The 16,594-nt window shown below is 60.3% G+C and carries 17 protein-coding genes; 9 read left to right on the forward strand and 8 right to left on the reverse strand.

Annotated features, from left to right (window positions below):
* Positions 1–117 precede the first annotated feature (117 nt).
* Positions 118–1,512, forward strand: a complete 1,395-nt coding sequence (sthA, locus tag E3O56_RS10535; RefSeq protein WP_005786183.1) for a Si-specific NAD(P)(+) transhydrogenase — start codon at positions 118–120, stop codon at positions 1,510–1,512.
* Between the two features lie 42 nt (positions 1,513–1,554).
* Here the strand turns inward: sthA and E3O56_RS10540 are convergent, their stop codons facing one another.
* Positions 1,555–2,277 carry a glycerophosphodiester phosphodiesterase family protein gene (locus E3O56_RS10540; protein WP_003172585.1) on the reverse strand — a complete coding sequence of 241 codons (723 nt, stop codon included), beginning with the start codon at positions 2,275–2,277 and terminating at the stop codon, positions 1,555–1,557.
* Between the two features lie 44 nt (positions 2,278–2,321).
* Positions 2,322–2,900 (reverse strand): PilZ domain-containing protein, encoded by a 579-nt coding sequence (locus E3O56_RS10545; protein ID WP_078820629.1) that lies wholly within the window; start codon positions 2,898–2,900, stop codon positions 2,322–2,324.
* A 94-nt stretch (positions 2,901–2,994) separates the two neighbouring features.
* On the opposite strand from E3O56_RS10545, the gene E3O56_RS10550 reads away from it, so the two are divergent.
* From E3O56_RS10550 to E3O56_RS10560, 3 genes are read left to right on the forward strand one after another with little or no spacing between them, the layout of a single operon-like run.
* Complete coding sequence (locus E3O56_RS10550) at positions 2,995–4,245, forward strand: lipoprotein-releasing ABC transporter permease subunit (protein WP_032877209.1); 1,251 nt, start codon at positions 2,995–2,997, stop codon at positions 4,243–4,245.
* Between the two features lie 7 nt (positions 4,246–4,252).
* Entirely contained in the window at positions 4,253–4,936 is a 684-nt protein-coding gene (gene lolD / locus E3O56_RS10555; RefSeq protein WP_019818240.1) for a lipoprotein-releasing ABC transporter ATP-binding protein LolD, read from the forward strand.
* A gap of 60 nt (positions 4,937–4,996) precedes the next feature.
* Positions 4,997–6,241, forward strand: coding sequence for a lipoprotein-releasing ABC transporter permease subunit (locus E3O56_RS10560; protein ID WP_005786190.1), 1,245 nt, complete (start codon positions 4,997–4,999; stop codon positions 6,239–6,241).
* Positions 6,242–6,358: 117 nt separating this feature from the next.
* Here E3O56_RS10560 and E3O56_RS10565 read toward each other — a convergent pair whose 3' ends face one another.
* Positions 6,359–7,705, reverse strand: a complete 1,347-nt coding sequence (locus tag E3O56_RS10565; protein ID WP_248128186.1) for a heavy metal sensor histidine kinase — start codon at positions 7,703–7,705, stop codon at positions 6,359–6,361.
* Entirely contained in the window at positions 7,702–8,382 is a 681-nt protein-coding gene (locus tag E3O56_RS10570) for a heavy metal response regulator transcription factor (protein ID WP_005786195.1), read from the reverse strand. Before E3O56_RS10570 ends, E3O56_RS10565 begins: the two co-directional genes overlap by 4 nt.
* Before the next feature lie 158 nt (positions 8,383–8,540).
* On the opposite strand from E3O56_RS10570, the gene E3O56_RS10575 reads away from it, so the two are divergent.
* Positions 8,541–9,062, forward strand: a complete 522-nt coding sequence (locus tag E3O56_RS10575; protein WP_248128187.1) for a cupredoxin family protein — start codon at positions 8,541–8,543, stop codon at positions 9,060–9,062.
* A 66-nt stretch (positions 9,063–9,128) separates the two neighbouring features.
* Entirely contained in the window at positions 9,129–9,959 is an 831-nt protein-coding gene (gene queF, locus E3O56_RS10580) for an NADPH-dependent 7-cyano-7-deazaguanine reductase QueF (RefSeq protein ID WP_194440312.1), read from the forward strand.
* A 138-nt stretch (positions 9,960–10,097) separates the two neighbouring features.
* On the opposite strand, the gene E3O56_RS10585 is transcribed toward queF, so the two are convergent.
* Positions 10,098–10,364 (reverse strand): DUF4404 family protein, encoded by a 267-nt coding sequence (locus E3O56_RS10585; RefSeq protein WP_103733543.1) that lies wholly within the window; start codon positions 10,362–10,364, stop codon positions 10,098–10,100.
* Between the two features lie 111 nt (positions 10,365–10,475).
* The gene (locus E3O56_RS10590; RefSeq protein WP_248128188.1) at positions 10,476–11,084 is read right to left on the reverse strand and encodes an HAD family phosphatase; all 609 of its coding nucleotides are present in this window, start codon (positions 11,082–11,084) and stop codon (positions 10,476–10,478) included.
* A gap of 196 nt (positions 11,085–11,280) precedes the next feature.
* Here E3O56_RS10590 and E3O56_RS10595 point away from each other — a divergent pair, with 196 nt between their 5' ends.
* The 3 genes from E3O56_RS10595 to rssC all read left to right on the forward strand — a co-directional run bounded on the left by E3O56_RS10595 (position 11,281) and on the right by rssC (position 13,967).
* On the forward strand, positions 11,281–11,970 hold the full coding sequence (locus E3O56_RS10595) for a VacJ family lipoprotein (protein ID WP_005786208.1): 690 nt from the start codon (positions 11,281–11,283) through the stop codon (positions 11,968–11,970).
* Between the two features lie 333 nt (positions 11,971–12,303).
* Positions 12,304–13,485 carry a two-component system response regulator RssB gene (rssB, locus tag E3O56_RS10600; protein WP_005786210.1) on the forward strand — a complete coding sequence of 394 codons (1,182 nt, stop codon included), beginning with the start codon at positions 12,304–12,306 and terminating at the stop codon, positions 13,483–13,485.
* Positions 13,485–13,967 carry an anti-sigma factor antagonist RssC gene (gene rssC, locus E3O56_RS10605; RefSeq protein ID WP_010212025.1) on the forward strand — a complete coding sequence of 161 codons (483 nt, stop codon included), beginning with the start codon at positions 13,485–13,487 and terminating at the stop codon, positions 13,965–13,967. The genes rssB and rssC overlap by 1 nt, the downstream gene beginning before the upstream one ends.
* A 200-nt stretch (positions 13,968–14,167) precedes the next feature.
* Here rssC and tal read toward each other — a convergent pair whose 3' ends face one another.
* Together tal and dusA are read right to left on the reverse strand one after the other, a co-directional pair.
* Positions 14,168–15,094, reverse strand: coding sequence for a transaldolase (gene tal, locus E3O56_RS10610; RefSeq protein WP_019818234.1), 927 nt, complete (start codon positions 15,092–15,094; stop codon positions 14,168–14,170).
* Positions 15,095–15,497: 403 nt separating this feature from the next.
* Complete coding sequence (gene dusA, locus E3O56_RS10615) at positions 15,498–16,508, reverse strand: tRNA dihydrouridine(20/20a) synthase DusA (RefSeq protein ID WP_248128189.1); 1,011 nt, start codon at positions 16,506–16,508, stop codon at positions 15,498–15,500.
* Positions 16,509–16,594 lie beyond the last annotated feature (86 nt).

The raw sequence follows: 16,594 nt of genomic DNA on the forward strand, positions 1-16,594 counted from the left end.
TCTATAGACTGTGCCCCGGTTCACACACTTGAGCCAAATTGTCCTTCATGACCGCTGGCCGCGGCATGATTTAGCCCGGCGTCCAACCGTACGCCTGGCCTGTTCTGAGGAGTACGCATGGCTGTCTACAACTACGACGTGGTGGTACTGGGTTCCGGCCCGGCTGGAGAAGGTGCGGCGATGAACGCTGCCAAAGCAGGGCGCAAGGTGGCGATGGTCGATAGCCGTCGTCAGGTCGGCGGTAACTGCACCCACCTGGGTACCATCCCGTCCAAGGCGTTGCGTCACTCCGTGCGCCAGATCATGCAGTTCAACACCAACCCGATGTTCCGGGCCATTGGCGAGCCGCGCTGGTTCTCGTTCCCGGACGTGTTGAAAAGCGCCGAAAAAGTCATCTCCAAGCAAGTCGCTTCGCGTACCGGCTACTACGCCCGTAACCGCGTCGACTTGTTCTTCGGCACCGGCAGCTTCGCCGACGAGCAAACCGTCGAAGTGGTCTGCGCCAATGGCGTGGTCGAGAAGCTGGTGGCCAAGCACATCATCATCGCCACCGGTTCGCGCCCGTATCGCCCGGCGGACATCGATTTCCACCACCCGCGTATCTACGATAGCGACACCATCCTCAGCCTGGGCCACACCCCGCGCAAACTGATCATCTATGGCGCCGGCGTGATCGGCTGCGAATACGCCTCGATCTTCAGCGGCCTGGGTGTACTGGTGGAGCTGGTGGACAACCGTGACCAGTTACTGAGCTTCCTCGACTCGGAAATTTCCCAGGCGTTGAGCTACCACTTCAGCAACAACAACATCACCGTGCGCCACAACGAAGAGTACGAGCGGGTCGAAGGCCTGGACAACGGTGTGATCCTGCACCTCAAGTCCGGCAAGAAGATCAAGGCCGACGCCTTGCTGTGGTGCAATGGCCGTACCGGCAACACCGACAAGCTGGGTATGGAAAATATTGGGGTCAAGGTCAACAGCCGTGGCCAGATCGAGGTGGACGAGAACTACCGCACCTGCGTAACCAATATCTACGGTGCCGGTGACGTGATCGGCTGGCCAAGCCTGGCCAGTGCCGCCCATGACCAGGGCCGTTCGGCCGCCGGCAGCATCGTCGACAATGGCAGCTGGCGCTACGTGAATGATGTGCCGACCGGGATCTACACGATTCCCGAGATCAGCTCCATCGGCAAGAACGAGCACGAACTGACCAAGGCCAAGGTGCCTTACGAAGTGGGCAAGGCGTTCTTCAAGAGCATGGCGCGTGCGCAGATTGCCGGTGAGCCGCAAGGCATGCTGAAAATCCTGTTCCACCGCGAGACCCTGGAAGTACTCGGCGTGCATTGCTTTGGCTACCAGGCGTCGGAGATCGTGCACATTGGCCAGGCGATCATGAACCAGCCGGGTGAGCAAAATACCCTCAAGTATTTCGTCAACACCACCTTCAACTACCCGACCATGGCCGAAGCCTATCGGGTAGCTGCCTACGACGGCCTCAACCGGCTTTTTTGAGCGGCTCCGGCCGGTGGCCTGAGCCGGCCGGGGAGACCGATTTCAGTAATTCCCGAGAGTGGCAGTGGCCAAACCGGGAAAGTCTGTAATCAGGCTATCTACGCCGAAGTCGGCGAGCCTGCGCATCAGCGCAGGTTCGTTGACCGTCCACACGGATACATGCAAACCCTGGCGCTGGGCTTTCTCCAGCCGCTCAGGGGTGCATAACGTCCAGTTCAATGCCAGGTACTCACAGCCGTAGTTCTGCGCGACCTTCAACGGGTCGAGCCAGGCGTACTCGGCCACCAGCCCGCGTGACAGGTCCGGGGTGAGTTCTACTGCGGCTTTCAACACCTCCCGTGAGCTTGACGTCACGGTGACCTTGTCCATCAGGCCAAAGCGTACGGCCATCTCACGGATCGCCAGCACGGTGGTCGCAGCGCGAGTGCGTGAAGCGCTTTTGACTTCCAGTTGCCAGTGATCGAAGTCGCACTTTTCGAACAGCTCCTCCAGGCGTGGGATCGGGCACGGGCTGACCCAACCCGGGCCGCCTTTGCGCGCGTCCATCTTCACCAGATCAGCCGCCGAGTACTCGACGACCTTGCCGCGCCGGTCGGCGGTGCGCTTGAGGGTCGGGTCATGGATGACCATCAGCTCGCCGTCCATGGACAGGTGCAGGTCCAGTTCGCAACGACGTACGCCGTGCTTGAGGCATTCCTGAAAACTGGTCAGGGTATTTTCCGGTGCTTCGCCTTTGGCACCGCGATGGCCGTAGATCAGGGTCACAGTTGCTCCTTTGCGCCAGGATCGCTGGCGGAATGAATAGGTATTCAGAGGTCGTCGCTTTGCTCTCGCGCCAGACGGCGTTCCTGCGCCTGCTTTTGCAGGATGTAGCGCGCCAGCAGTTGGCGTTGGGCATCGGTCATGGATTCGAATTCCGTGCCCACATCAAAGCCCTCGCCCTGGGGATCGCAATGGGTTACCCGTGCGCGCAGTAACAGGCCGAGCGCTTGGGGCATCAGCACCAGCTTGACTGCCAGATGGGTATCGGGGGCCAGCGGGGTAGGGTGCCGGAAGTCGATGCCGCCTTCGGAAAGAATCACCGGTTGCGGCGCGCCCACTTCAGCCAGCAGGCCGCGGGCCATGACTTGGCTGAGCAGATCCAAACGCTTGTTTTGCACTTTGAGGAAGGCCGCCAGGCTGCGATCTTTCTCGCTGATCTGACGCAGCAGGTGCTGGGCTTCGAATTCGCTCAGGTGCAGTTCGCTGAGCAGATTGAACAGCGGCGAATCATCCAGCAACACTTCCTTGCTCGCCGCGTCGGGGCCAGACAATGTGCTGATTTGAAGTGCGATCATGTCGTCGATACGGTAGTATTCGCGGCGCTCTTCTTCATCTAATGTCGACATGGCGAACCCCAGGTAACGGTAATGGTCTGAGTGTAAAGCTGCTTACCAGACCCCGCCACCGGGACGTCTTCTTTTCCTCCGAACAAGCCCCGACATGTTCAGACCTCTCTTCGTATTTATCGGCACGCGTTATACCCGTGCAAAGCGTCGCAATCATTTTGTGTCGTTCATTTCCTTGACCTCGATGATCGGTCTCGCCCTGGGCGTGGTCGTGATGATCGTGGTGCTGTCGGTGATGAACGGCTTCGATCATGAGATGCGTACCCGCGTGCTGGGCATGGTGCCCCACGCGACCATTGAGGGCGATGCGCCCATCAACGACTGGCAAAGCCTGGCCGCCAAGGTCAAGCAGAACCCCAAGGTGGTGGCGGTCGCGCCGTTTACCCAGATGCAGGGGTTGCTAACCAACGACGGCAAGGTGCAGAAGATCCTGCTCAATGCCATCGACCCGGCCCAGGAGCGCAACGTCTCGATCATCGACAAGTTCATGCAGCAAGGTAAGCTCGACGACCTGGCCCCTGGCAGTTTCGGCATCGTTATCGGTGACAAGGCCGCGGCCAAGCTCGGTGTGGGCGTTGGCGACAAGCTGACCTTCGTCGCTCCGGAAGTCACCGTGACCCCGGCCGGCATGTTCCCGCGCATGAAGCGCTTTACCGTGGTGGGTACCTTCCACGTCGGCGCCGGCGAGATCGACGGTTACATCGGCCTGACCAACCTTACCGACCTGGCCCGCCTGCATCGCTGGCAGCCGGACCAGGTGCAGGGCCTGCGGCTGAAGTTCAACGACCTGTTCGACGCCCCGCGCGGCGCCTGGGAAATCGCCCAGCACTTGGGTGAATCCGAGTATTACGCCCGCGACTGGACCCGTACCCACGGCAACCTCTACCAGGCCATCCGCATGGAGAAAGCCATGATCGGCCTGCTGTTGCTGCTGATCGTCGCCGTGGCTGCGTTCAACATCATTTCCACGCTGGTGATGGTAGTCAACGACAAGAAGGGCGATATCGCCATCCTGCGTACCCTGGGCGCCACGCCGGGGCAGATCATGGCGATCTTCATGGTGCAGGGCACCGTGATTGGCGTGGTCGGCACCCTGATCGGTACCGCGGTGGGCATTCTGGCCGCGCTGAACGTCAGCGCCGCCATCGCCTTGCTTGAAAAAGTGATCGGCCACAAGTTTCTCAACGCTGACGTCTACTTCATCGACTACTTGCCGTCCCAGGTGCAAACCCAGGACGTGCTGATGGTGGGCGGCGCCGCGTTGGTCCTGAGCTTCCTTGCCACCCTGTATCCAGCCTGGCGCGCGGCACGTACCCAGCCAGCACAGGCATTACGTTATGAGTGAATCGGGCATGAGTGAAAAAGCAATCCTGAGCTGCCGCAACCTGGGCAAATCCTACGAGGAAGGCCCGGAATCGGTGGTCGTGCTGTCGAACCTGCAACTGGAGCTGCATCCGGGCGAGCGCGTGGCGATCGTCGGCAGTTCCGGCTCCGGCAAAAGCACCTTGCTGAACCTGTTGGGCGGCCTCGATACGCCGTCCCAGGGCAGCGTATGGCTGGCCGGCGAAGAACTGTCGGCGTTGAATGAAAAGGCTCGAGGCCAACTGCGTAACCGCTCGCTGGGCTTTGTGTACCAGTTCCACCACCTGCTGCCGGAATTCACCGCCCTGGAAAACGTGTGCATGCCGCTGTTGATCGGCAAGACCGCGATCCCGGAGGCGCGCCAACGTGCCACCGCCTTGCTGGAACGCGTCGGCCTCGGCCATCGCCTGGAGCACAAGCCGGCCGAACTGTCCGGCGGTGAGCGCCAGCGTGTGGCGATTGCCCGCGCCCTGGTGAACAACCCTGGCCTGGTGATGCTCGACGAGCCGACCGGCAACCTCGACTCCCACACCGCCCAGGGCATCAAGGACTTGATGCTGGAGCTGAGCACCCAGATGCGCACCGCGTTCCTGGTGGTGACCCATGACATGAGCATGGCCCGGCAGATGGACCGCGTGTTGCACCTGCAGGAAGGTCACCTGGTCGCCATCTGACCTGTTTCAAGCCTGGCGCCTGGCGTCGGGCTTTTTCATTTTTTCAGGCGGTGTACGCGAATGTTCAGACCGTTATCCATTTTCATCGGCACGCGCTATACCCGCGCCAAGCGCCGTAACCGTTTTGTCTCGTTTATCTCGATGACCTCGATGATCGGCCTCGCCCTGGGCGTATTGGCCATGATCGTGGTGCTGTCTGTGATGAACGGCTTCCAGCGCGAAATGAGCTCGCGCATCCTCGGCATGGTGCCCCACGCCACCATCGTCGGCGTAAAGCCGATTGATGACTGGCAACCGGTGGCGGCTGCCGCGATGAAGAATCCGCAAGTTACAGCTGCGGTACCGTTCACACAGATGGACGGCATGTTCTCCTACAAGGGCGCCATGCAGCCGATCGAGATCAGCGGCGTCGACCCGGCCCAGGAAGGCAAGGTGTCGATCGTGACCCAGCACATCGTGCGCGGCAAACTGGACGACCTCAAACCCGGTGAGTTCGGCGTGGTGGTCGGTGATATCACCGCGCGGCGCTTTCGCCTGAACGTGGGCGACAAGCTGACCCTGATCGTCCCGGAACTCAGCAGCGCCCCGGGTGGAATCACCCCGCGTATGCAGCGGTTGAACGTGGTGGGCATCTTCAAGGTCGGCGCCGAGCTGGATGGCTCCATGGCCCTGATCCACATGGCCGACGCGGCAGAAATCCAGCATTGGCAGCCCAACCAGGTGCAAAGCGTGCGCCTAGCGGTGAAGGACCTGTACGCAGCGCCCAAAGTCTCGGCGGATATCGCTGCCAGCCTCGGCGCGGCTTACAAGCCGGATGACTGGACCCACACCCAGGGCAGCCTGTTCAGCGCGATGAAGATGGAAAAGACCATGATCGGTCTGTTGTTGCTGATGATCGTCGCAGTCGCTGCGTTCAACATCATCGCCACGTTGATCATGGTGGTGAACGACAAGGGCGCGGACATCGCGATCCTGCGCACCATCGGCGCCACGCCTCGGCAGATCATGGCGATCTTCATGGTGCAGGGCACGGTGATCGGCGTGGTCGGCACCTTGATCGGCGGCGTGCTGGGGGTAATTGCAGCGCTGAACGTGAGCGAACTGGTAGGTTGGCTGGAGCGGGTGAGCGGGCAGCATATCTTTAGTTCGGATGTGTATTTTGTCAGCAACCTGCCTTCGGAGCTGCAAGGTGGGGATGTGTTGCTGATTTGCTCGGCGGGGTTTGTGTTGAGCTTTTTGGCGACGATTTACCCGGCGTATCGGGCGGCGAAGATTGAGCCGGCCCATGCCTTGAGATATTCGTAAGGTCTTAGACCGCTATCGGGGGCAAGCCCCCTCCCACACTGGACCGCGTTTATAAAGGAACAATGAGGTCAAAATGTGGGAGGGGGCTTGCCCCCGATAGGGCCGGCCCAGCTTGCATCAATCTCCCTTGGGCAACTCAATCACAAACCTTGTCCAGCCCGCCTGCGACTCACAATAAATCCTCCCCCCATGCGCCCGCACAATCGACTGGGTAATCGCCAACCCCAGCCCCGCATGTTCACTGCTGCCTGGCCGCCTTGACGGGTCGGCTCGGTAGAACCGGTCAAACAGCCGCGGCAACAGCTGCGCAGGAATACCTTCCCCGGTGTTCTCAACTGTCAGTGTCACGCCACTCTCTATGCGCACCCGCACTTCACCGCCTGGTGGGGTAAACCGCAGCGCGTTATCCAGCAAGTTCGACAAGGCCCGGCGCAACATGCCGCGATCGCCCAGCGTATGGGCGCTGCCTTCGCGTACCAGCGTGACCTGCGCATCCTCTGCCAGCAGGGTAAAAAACTCCAACAGTGCGTCGACCTCATCGCCCAGATTCAGGGCTTCACGGTTGGGCGTCAGCAAGCCGTGGTCGGCCTTGGCCAGGTACAGCATGTCGTTGACCAGTTGCGCCATCCACTGCAACTCCTCCAGGTTGCTGTGCAGTGCCTCGCGGTAATCCTCCAGTGGGCGTGGCTGGGTGAGAATGACCTGGGTCTGGGTCAGTAGGTTCGAAAGCGGGGTACGCAGTTCGTGGGCGATATCGGCGGAGAACGCCGACAGGCGCTGGAACGCGTCGTCCAGGCGCCCCAGCATGGCATTGAAGGCCTGGGCCAGTTCCGCCAGCTCCATCGGCATTTGCGCCTGGGGCAGGCGTTGGGTCAGCGAGTGGGCGGATACGCTGGCGGCCACCTCGCCCATGCGCCGCAACGGTCGCAACCCACTGCGCGCAGCCCAGGCGCCGAGCAGGGCGGTAGCCAGCGCGGAGAGGCCGACGGTCAGCCAGATCAAGCGTTGCATATGCTCCAGGAAGTGCTGGTGGTGGGTGATGTCGAGTATCAGGCTCAGCTGTGGCGAACCGGGTTGGCCGGGCGTCAACGGCGCGTTGTACACACGGTAGTCGGTGCCTGCGTTTTGCAGGCTGTGCAGGCCCGGGGCGGCGGGCACATTGAGGTTCGGCGCACCGTCCACCCAGCGCTGGCCGGCCGCCGTGATGCGCACGGTGAAGTCGGGCTGGTGATCCAGCTCGGCGCGCAATTGCGGGCCGCGCAGGGCGAAGGCTTCACGTGAGTCGACACCCTGCAAGGCACTGCGCAGGGCCACCAGCTTGCTGTCGAGCAGTTGCTGGTCCAGCTCGACGAAGTGCGCTTCGCTGGCGCGATTGAACAGTACGCCGGCGATCAACGAGACCACCGCGGTGCAGGCGGCAAACAGCAGCGCCAGGCGGCTGGTCAGGGACAGGCGCTTGATCACGTGAAGCGCTCCTCCAGCACGTAACCCATGCCGCGCACGGTGTGGATCAGTTTGTTGGGGAAGTTATCGTCGACTTTCAGGCGCAGGCGGCGGATCGCCACTTCGATAATGTTGGTGTCGCTGTCGAAATTCATGTCCCACACCTGGGACGCGATCAGCGTCTTGGGCAGCACCTCGCCCTGGCGACGCAGCAGCATTTCCAGCAGGGCAAACTCCTTGGCGGTGAGGTCGATGCGCTGGCCGTCGCGCTCGACGCGGCGACGGATCAGGTCCAGGCGCAGGTCGGCCAGTTGCAGGGTGGTTTCCTGCGGTGTGCTGCTGCCACGGCGTAACAAAGTGCGCACCCGGGCCAGCAGTTCGGAAAAGGCGAAGGGCTTGACCAGGTAGTCGTCGGCGCCCAGTTCCAGGCCATGTACGCGGTCCTCCACCGCATCGCGAGCGGTGAGGAACAGCACCGGCATGTCCAGGCCGGCACTGCGCACCGCCTGCAGGATCTGCCAGCCGTCGCGGCCCGGAAGCATCACATCGAGGATCAACAAGTCATAATCCCCGCTCAGCGCCAGGTGCTGGCCGGTCGTGCCGTCGGCCACCAGTTCGGTGGTAAAGCCCGCCTCGGCCAAGCCTTGACGCAGATAGTGGCCGGTTTTGGGTTGGTCTTCGACGATCAGCAGTTTCATGTTGGGCTCTTGGCAAGGGGTAAGCGCGGGCCTTTATACCGTGGGCGCAAGGGTATGGGCGCAAGCTGACAAAGTTGTAATCTAGCAGTCAGCTGGCTGGCAGCGAGGCTATCTTAAAGTGCGGCCCAAGCTGGTCACCTATTTTTGGAGCGTGAGAAATGGCGTTGCGTACATCCCTGTTAACGGCGGGCTGCTTATTGGCGCTGAGCTTCAATGCGCTGGCGGATGCGGCTCATGGTTACGCGTTCGGCCAGCCGGCTCCGGCAGCCAAGGCCACGCGTACCGTGGAAGTCACCCTGCAGGACATTGCCTTCGAGCCTAAGGCCCTGGACGTAAAGGCCGGTGAAACCGTGCGTTTCGTGCTGGTCAACAAAGGCCGGTTGCTTCACGAATTCAACTTGGGCGACGCAGCAATGCATGCCGCCCACCAGAAAGAGATGCTGCAGATGCAAGCCAGCGGCATGCTCACCGCCACCGGCATGGGCAAGATGGATCACAGCGCCATGGGCCACGGTGATATGGGCGGCATGAAGCATGACGATCCCAACAGTGTCTTGGTGGAGCCGGGCAAGACGGCCGAACTGACCTGGACCTTCAACAAGGCCACTGGCCTGGAGTTCGCTTGCAACCTTCCAGGCCATTATCAGGCGGGCATGGTCGGCAAACTGACCGTTGAGTGAGGCGTTTGTTAAGGGCGGGGGCAAAGGCTGGTAGACTGGCGCGGTTTATTTAGCCAGGTTTCCGCCATGCATCCCGCAGCCGAACATTCGCCGCTGGGCAAGTCCAGTGAATACATCTCTACCTATACGCCTTCGTTGCTGTTCCCGATTCCGCGTGCCGCCAAGTGGGCCGAACTGGGCCTGAGCGCCGACACCCTGCCGTACAAGGGCGTGGATTTCTGGAACTGCTTTGAATTGTCCTGGTTGCTGCCATCGGGCAAGCCGGTGGTGGCCATCGGTGAGTTCAGCATTCCGGCGGACTCGCCGAACATCATCGAGTCCAAGTCGTTCAAGTTGTACCTCAACTCGCTGAACCAGACTGCGTTTGCCGATACGCAAAGCCTTGAAGCCACCTTGCGCACCGACCTCAGCTTTGCAGCCGGCAAGCCGGTGACTGTGCGCATCCGCAGCCTGGCCGACATCGAGGCCGAAGGTGTGATGGCGTTGCCGGGTGCGTGCATTGACGGCCTGGATATCAATGTCAGCAGCTATGAGCACCCGCGCCCGGAGCTGCTGCGCTGTGATGACTCGCGTGTTGTTGAGGAGAGCGTGCACAGCCATCTGCTCAAATCCAACTGCCCGGTGACCAGCCAGCCCGATTGGGGCAGTGTGGTGGTGGAGTACCGTGGCGCGGCGCTGGATCACGCCAGCCTGCTGGAATATATCGTCAGCTTTCGCCAGCACTCGGACTTTCATGAGCAGTGCGTGGAACGCATCTTTCTCGACCTGCAGCGCTTGCTCAAGCCGGAGAAGTTGACGGTGTATGCGCGCTATGTGCGTCGGGGTGGGTTGGATATCAATCCGTACCGCAGCACTGAAAATACCCAGTTCCTGAACGTGCGCCTGGCGCGCCAGTAAGCCTGCATAAACAAGCAAATGTGGGAGGGGGCTTGCTCCCGATAGCGGAGTGTCAGTCACAGCATCTATGTCTGAACTTCTGCTATCGGGAGCAAGCCTCCTCCCACATTTTGGTTCTTTATTTGGCTTAGGGTCGGGTTAGATCCCGATATTGCCCAGGGTGATCATGATATTGCGCAATGTCCCGGAAATGACCGGGTGTTCAGCGTCGAACTCTATGGCCGCTTGATTCACATCGTCGGAAATACTGGGCGTCTGAGTCGCCGGTTCAAGTTCGAGTTGTAATTCAAACTTGGCAATCAGGGCTTCCAGCGCTTCACGTTTTTCTTCCGACAGCGGCGGGTCCTGTTCCAACTGCCCACGCAGAATCTCGACCTGTTCTTCCAGCTTTTTGCGATCAGGCATGACGTTCTTTCCTTTTATCGATAGTCACTGGCATAGACCACGGCACGCCGTGAAAGGTCTACGGGCTGGCCTCTAGATTAATCCACTGCGGCCAACCGTGCATGATCTTGATCAGGGCTTCTCGCCTTTGAGCCGGCGCAGGCTGATGTCCGCCAGGCAACTGCCCAACTCGCCCAGGTGGTCGATCACCGAGTGCACGCCCAGGCCATAGAGCGCTACCGTCGCCTTGCCGCGTTTGTATTCGCGTTGCTGCGCGGTCAGTGCCTGCCATTGCTCGGGTGACAGGCCGCAGAGCGAGCCACAGGAGGCCAGGCCGATAGTCCACAACCCGGCATTCAAGCCCGATTGCAGCAGGCGCGGCTCGCCGCTGACCAGCACGCAGCCTTCCAGGCGCTCAATGTTCAACTCCATCAAGGCTTGCCAGCAGGCGTGGGGCGCGGGCCAGCGGATGGAGGAGGTCGAGGCGGCCTTGATCCAGCTCGGCAGGCTGGCGGAAAGGGGCGTGGTCACGCAGGGGGGCAGTTCATCCAGCCAGGCGCAGGGCACGCCTTGTTCTTTCAGGCTACGCAGGCTTTTCAAGGCGCCGGGTGTAGCCACGCAGCCGGGGCAGGGCGAGTCGGTACGCGCCAGGGAACCGAAATCCACCAGGCAGCCACTCAGGCCAAATAGCACGGCGGTCAACGAGGGGGCTGTGGCGATGGCAATCTCGGCGTGTGGCATCTGAACGTCCCTGAAATAGCAGCAACACTATCGGGGTGGCATGACAAGGCCATGACACTGACAGTGTTTGTAGGAATTTTGTGCATTTTTCGTGAGACAGGATCCTGGTAGCTGCCTAAACACACACTTCCGTCATATACTGACGGCCTTATTCAGGGCATAGCGCCCATGACAGACCATTCAAGGAGCAAAAGCTATGCGCTGGAGCCACTACTTCGCTCAGCTATCGGTGTGTGCCACCATCCTATTGGCACCGTTTGCCGCTCAAGCCGCGTCGGAAGATGATCCATGGGAAAGCGTCAACCGCCCGATCTTCACCTTCAACGACACCGTTGATACCTACGCCCTCAAGCCGATCGCCCAGGGCTATCAGTTCGTCACCCCGCAGTTTGTGCAGGACGGCGTTCACAACTTCTTCCGTAACATCGGCGATGTCGGCAACCTGGCCAACAACGTGCTGCAACTCAAGCCGCACAATGCAGGCGTCGACACCGCTCGCCTGTTGGTCAACACCACCTTTGGCGTGCTGGGCTTTATCGATGTCGGCACCAAAATGGGGCTGCAGCGCAGCGACGAAGACTTCGGCCAGACCCTCGGCTACTGGGGCGTCGGCAGCGGCCCCTACGTGATGATCCCATTGCTGGGCCCAAGCACCTTGCGTGATGCGCCGTCCAAATACGTCGACAGCTACACCCAACCCTACCGCTACATGAATGACATCGGCTGGCGTAACAGCACCTTCGGCCTGAACGTCGTCGACGTGCGCGCCAGCTTGCTCGACAGCGAGAAGCTGATCAGCGGCGACAAGTACACCTTTATCCGTAACGCCTACCTGCAGAACCGTGAGTTCAAGGTCAAGGATGGCAAGGTTGTCGACGACTTTTAAGCCGTGACATCTTGAAATGAAATAAGGCGACCTGTTTATGGTCGCCTTTTTTTATGCGTGATCCAACCTTACTTTGTGTTGTGGTCCAAGCGGTTCTTATAACTCCCGGTGATTTGCAGGGTAAAGACGCCCGGCGACCATCGCCATGAGCTTGAAACCCCTCACGGATGGGAGTACCGTCTGCGCCTTAGAAGGGCACCTCTGCTTTACCGTTGTGCATGGGCGAAATCCCAATGCTTTGTAGGACAGAGAGGCTAGAAAGCGAATCCAGTACGTGAGCCCGGCCATTGCCGAGCCGCCTACGCCAACCTAATTCTGGCGCCGTTTGCCCACATGCAAAAAACCAGTGCCACGCTGCTGATAATCGATGACGACGAAGTAGTGCGCGCGAGCCTCGCGGCCTACTTGGAAGACAGTGGCTTCAGCGTCCTGCAGGCCAGTAATGGCCAACAGGGTCTCCAGGTATTCGAGCGCGACAAGCCCGACCTTGTGATCTGCGACCTGCGCATGCCCCAGATGGGCGGCCTGGAGCTGATTCGCCAGGTGACCGAGCTTGCCCCGCAAACGCCGGTGATTGTCGTGTCCGGTGCCGGTGTCATGAACGACGCTGTCGAAGCCCTGCGCCTGGGCGCTGCCGATTACCTGATCAAGCCCCTGGAAGACCTGGCCGTGCTGGAGCACTCGGTGCGCCGCGCCCTGGACCGTGCCCGCCTGCTCCTGGAAAACCAGCGCTACCGCGAAAAGCTCGAGACCGCCAACCGCGAACTCGAAGCCAGCCTGAATCTGCTCCAGGAAGACCAGAACGCCGGTCGCCAAGTGCAGATGAACATGCTGCCGGTGAGCCCCTGGAGCATCGACGAGTTCAAGTTTGCCCACCAGATCATCCCGTCGTTGTACCTGTCGGGTGATTTTGTCGACTACTTCCGCGTCGATGAGCGCCGGGTGGCGTTCTACCTGGCCGACGTTTCCGGCCACGGCGCGTCTTCTGCCTTTGTGACCGTGTTGTTGAAGTTCATGACCACACGGCTGTTGTTCGAGTCCAAGCGCAATGGCACCTTGCCGGAGTTCACCCCCTCCGAGGTGCTGGGCCACATCAACCGGGGCCTGATCAGCTGCAAGCTGGGCAAGCACGTGACGATGGTCGGCGGCGTGATCGACGAAGAAACCGGTCTTTTGACCTACAGCATTGGCGGTCACCTGCCGATGCCTGTTTTGTACACTCCTGACAGTGTGCGCTACCTGGAAGGGCGTGGCCTGCCGGTGGGCTTGTTCAATGAAGCCACCTACGAAGACCACATCCTGGAACTGCCGCCGACCTTCAGCCTGACGCTGATGTCCGATGGCATCCTGGACCTTCTTCCAGAGCCTACACTCAAAGAGAAAGAAGCCGCCTTGCCCCAAAAGGTCAAGTCGGCGGGCGGCAGCCTGGATGGCCTGCGGCAGGTTTTTGGATTGGCCACGCTAGGGGAGATGCCGGATGATATCGCCCTATTGGTGTTGAGCAGGAATCTTTGATGAGTACCGGAAGAATCCAATTCGCCGAGCAAGACGGGACCTTCGTCCTGAAGTTTGTCGGTGAAGTGCGCCTGACCTTGTGTTCGGCCCTGGATGCGACGATTGAGCGGATCTTCACAGCGCTGAACTTCTCGGCGATCGTGATCGACCTGACCGAAACCCGCAGCATCGACAGCACCACCCTGGGGCTGTTGGCCAAGCTGTCCATTCTGTCGCGGCAGAAGGTCGGCCTGTTGCCGACTGTGGTCACCACCCACGAAGACATCACCCGTCTATTGCAGTCGATGGGCTTTGACCAGGTGTTCAACATCGTTGACCGCCCAATTCCCTGCCCGGAATGCCTCACCGACCTGCCGTCGCAAGACCAGTCCGAAGAAATCGTGCGGGTCAAGGTGCTGGAAGCGCACAAGATCCTCATGGGCCTCAACGAGTCCAACCGCGAAGCCTTCCACGACCTGGTCAACGCCCTAGAGCGCCACTGACGGCTTCCCTGTCGAAACACATGCCCATGTGGGAGGGGGCTTGCTCCCGATAGCGGTGGATCAGTCAACAAATCCAGTGACTGGCACTCCGCTATCGGGAGCAAGCCCCCTCCCACAATTGACCTGCGATCGACTTGAAACTGGTACACAAAAAAGGGCGGCACCCTCACAGGTGCCGCCCTTTCTGCTGCTATCTGCCCTTACAGCTTGGCCGACAACAACGCCTCCAGCTTCTCCTGATCCCGAGCAAACTGGCGAATACCCTCTGCCAGCTTCTCAGTCGCCATCGCATCCTCGTTGGACTCCCAACGGAACTGCGCTTCAGTCATATGCACACGGGCCTCACCGGCATGGCCTGGCGCCAACTTGCGCTCCAGCTTGCCTTCATCGGCTGCCAGCTTCTCCAACAGGTCCGGGCTGATGGTCAGGCGGTCACACCCGGCCAGCTCTTCGATCTGGCTGAGGTTACGGAAGCTCGCACCCATCACCACCGTCTTGTAGCCGTTGGCCTTGTAGTAGTTGTAGATGCGCGTCACCGACTGCACGCCCGGATCATCGGAACCGGTGTAATCGTTGCCATTGGCCTTCTTGTACCAATCGTAGATACGGCCCACGAACGGCGAAATCAGAAACACACCCGCTTCGGCACAAGCCACGGCCTGCGCGAAGGAGAACAGCAGCGTCAGGTTGGTCTGGATGCCTTCTTTTTCCAGCTTCTCGGCGGCACGGATGCCTTCCCAGGTAGAAGCGATCTTGATCAGCACGCGGTCACGACCAACGCCGGCTTTGTCGTACAGGTCGATCAGACGGTGCGCACGCTTGAGAATCGCGGCCTCGTCGAACGACAGGCGCGCATCCACCTCAGTGGAAATACGGCCCGGCACTACTTTGAGAATTTCTTGACCCACCGCCACCGCAAAGCGGTCACTGGCCAGGCCCACGTCGCCGTTGCAGTCTTGCACACACTCATCCAGCAGCTTGGCATAGCCCGGGATCGACGCAGCCTTGAGCAGCAGGGAAGGGTTGGTGGTCGCGTCTTGCGGCTTGAGCTTGGCGAGGGTGGAAAAATCGCCGGTATCGGCTACGACAGTGGTGAATTGCTTGAGTTGTTCCAGCTTGGAAGTCATGGGCGTGCTCTGTCCTGTGGGTCTGATGACATTACCCGAGCGCTGGCAAGCGCTCAAGGGCGCAAATGCGTTAGGTCGTTTGCGAGGGCAATAACCTGGAAACGGCCGTTTGAATTACCGGCCGTGGTGCTTAATAGGAGGGCAAAATCGTTGGCAGGTTCAACCCAACTGCCCGATAACCACCCCAATCAAACTGTGAGAGCCGGCTTGCCTGCATGACGCCAGCCCAGCCACTGACATTCACCTGACCCCCATCAGTCAAACTGTGGGAGCTGGCTTGCCTGCGATGACGCCAGTGCAGCCACTGATATTCACCTGACACGCATCGCTCAAAACTGTGGGAGCGGGCTTGCTCGCGAAAGCAGCCTGTCAGCCCCAAATACCCCCACTGACACCCAACCCGTCACCGCCCCTCCAACAACTCCCCCGCCTGATCCAGCAACGCCAACGGATCCACCGCCTTATGAATATCCACCGACAACAATTGCCGAAACTTACGCGCCCCCGGGAAACCGGTTCCCAGCCCCAGAACATGGCGCGTGATGTGATGCATCGAGCCACCTGTTGCCAAGTGCTCGGCTATATACGGGCGCAACTGTGCCAGCGCCTCGGCGCGGGTGATGACAGGCGCAGTGCTGCCAAACAGCTGTTGATCCACCTCGGCCAGCAAATACGGATTGTGATAAGCCTCCCGCCCCAACATCACCCCATCAAACGTCTGCAAATGCTCCTGGCACTGCTCCAACGTCTTGATCCCACCGTTGAGATTAATCTCCAACTCCGGAAAATCCCGCTTCAACTGCGCCGCCACGTCATAACGCAAGGGTGGAATGTCACGGTTCTCCTTGGGCGACAACCCCTCCAGAATCGCAATCCGCGCATGCACGGTAAAACTGGTGCAACCCGCGTCTTTCACCGTCCCGACGAAATCACACAGCTCGGCATAACTGTCCCGGCCATTGATGCCGATACGATGCTTCACCGTCACGGGGATCGACACCGCATCGCGCATCGCCTTTACACAGTCCGCCACCAGGGCAGGGTGCGCCATGAGGATCGCGCCGATCATGTTGTTCTGCACCCGGTCGCTGGGGCAACCGACGTTCAGGTTCACTTCATCGTAACCGGCGGCCTCGGCCATGCGGGCGCAGGCGGCCAGATCGGCTGGGACACTGCCGCCCAATTGCAGCGCCAGCGGGTGCTCGGCTTCGTTGTGGCGCAGGAAACGGTCGTGATCGCCGTGGAGGATAGCGCCGGTGGTAACCATCTCGGTGTAGAGCAGGGCGTGTTTGGAGAGCAGGCGCAGGAAGAACCGGCAGTGGCGGTCGGTCCAGTCCATCATGGGGGCAACACTAAAGCGCCGAGACAGCGTTGGCCTTGCGTTTACTGGGCTAAAGGTCTGTTTATCTAGCATTTTACTCAACGTGTTCTGGGCGTGTTTTCAGGCGTTTTCAGGCGTTTTTAAAGTCTCGGTGGTACGATGTACCACTTCAAAACTGA

Source organism: Pseudomonas sp. W2Aug9, from assembly GCF_023127755.1.
In the GTDB taxonomy this organism is placed as follows: Bacteria; Pseudomonadota; Gammaproteobacteria; order Pseudomonadales; family Pseudomonadaceae; genus Aquipseudomonas; species Aquipseudomonas synxantha_A.

Bases quoted from the DNA above. Each gene is read 5' to 3' on its own strand.
- E3O56_RS10545 (WP_078820629.1), bottom strand. From the start codon at position 2,900: ATGTCGACATTAGATGAAGAAGAGCGCCGCGAATACTACCGTATCGAC.
- E3O56_RS10575 (WP_248128187.1), top strand. From the start codon at position 8,541: ATGGCGTTGCGTACATCCCTGTTAACGGCGGGCTGCTTATTGGCGCTG.
- rssB (WP_005786210.1), top strand. From the start codon at position 12,304: ATGCAAAAAACCAGTGCCACGCTGCTGATAATCGATGACGACGAAGTA.
- rssC (WP_010212025.1), top strand. From the start codon at position 13,485: ATGAGTACCGGAAGAATCCAATTCGCCGAGCAAGACGGGACCTTCGTC.
- dusA (WP_248128189.1), bottom strand. From the start codon at position 16,508: ATGCTAGATAAACAGACCTTTAGCCCAGTAAACGCAAGGCCAACGCTG.
- E3O56_RS10550 (WP_032877209.1), top strand. From the start codon at position 2,995: ATGTTCAGACCTCTCTTCGTATTTATCGGCACGCGTTATACCCGTGCA.
- lolD (WP_019818240.1), top strand. From the start codon at position 4,253: ATGAGTGAAAAAGCAATCCTGAGCTGCCGCAACCTGGGCAAATCCTAC.
- E3O56_RS10560 (WP_005786190.1), top strand. From the start codon at position 4,997: ATGTTCAGACCGTTATCCATTTTCATCGGCACGCGCTATACCCGCGCC.
- tal (WP_019818234.1), bottom strand. From the start codon at position 15,094: ATGACTTCCAAGCTGGAACAACTCAAGCAATTCACCACTGTCGTAGCC.
- sthA (WP_005786183.1), top strand. From the start codon at position 118: ATGGCTGTCTACAACTACGACGTGGTGGTACTGGGTTCCGGCCCGGCT.
- E3O56_RS10595 (WP_005786208.1), top strand. From the start codon at position 11,281: ATGCGCTGGAGCCACTACTTCGCTCAGCTATCGGTGTGTGCCACCATC.
- E3O56_RS10570 (WP_005786195.1), bottom strand. From the start codon at position 8,382: ATGAAACTGCTGATCGTCGAAGACCAACCCAAAACCGGCCACTATCTG.
- E3O56_RS10585 (WP_103733543.1), bottom strand. From the start codon at position 10,364: ATGCCTGATCGCAAAAAGCTGGAAGAACAGGTCGAGATTCTGCGTGGG.
- queF (WP_194440312.1), top strand. From the start codon at position 9,129: ATGCATCCCGCAGCCGAACATTCGCCGCTGGGCAAGTCCAGTGAATAC.
- E3O56_RS10590 (WP_248128188.1), bottom strand. From the start codon at position 11,084: ATGCCACACGCCGAGATTGCCATCGCCACAGCCCCCTCGTTGACCGCC.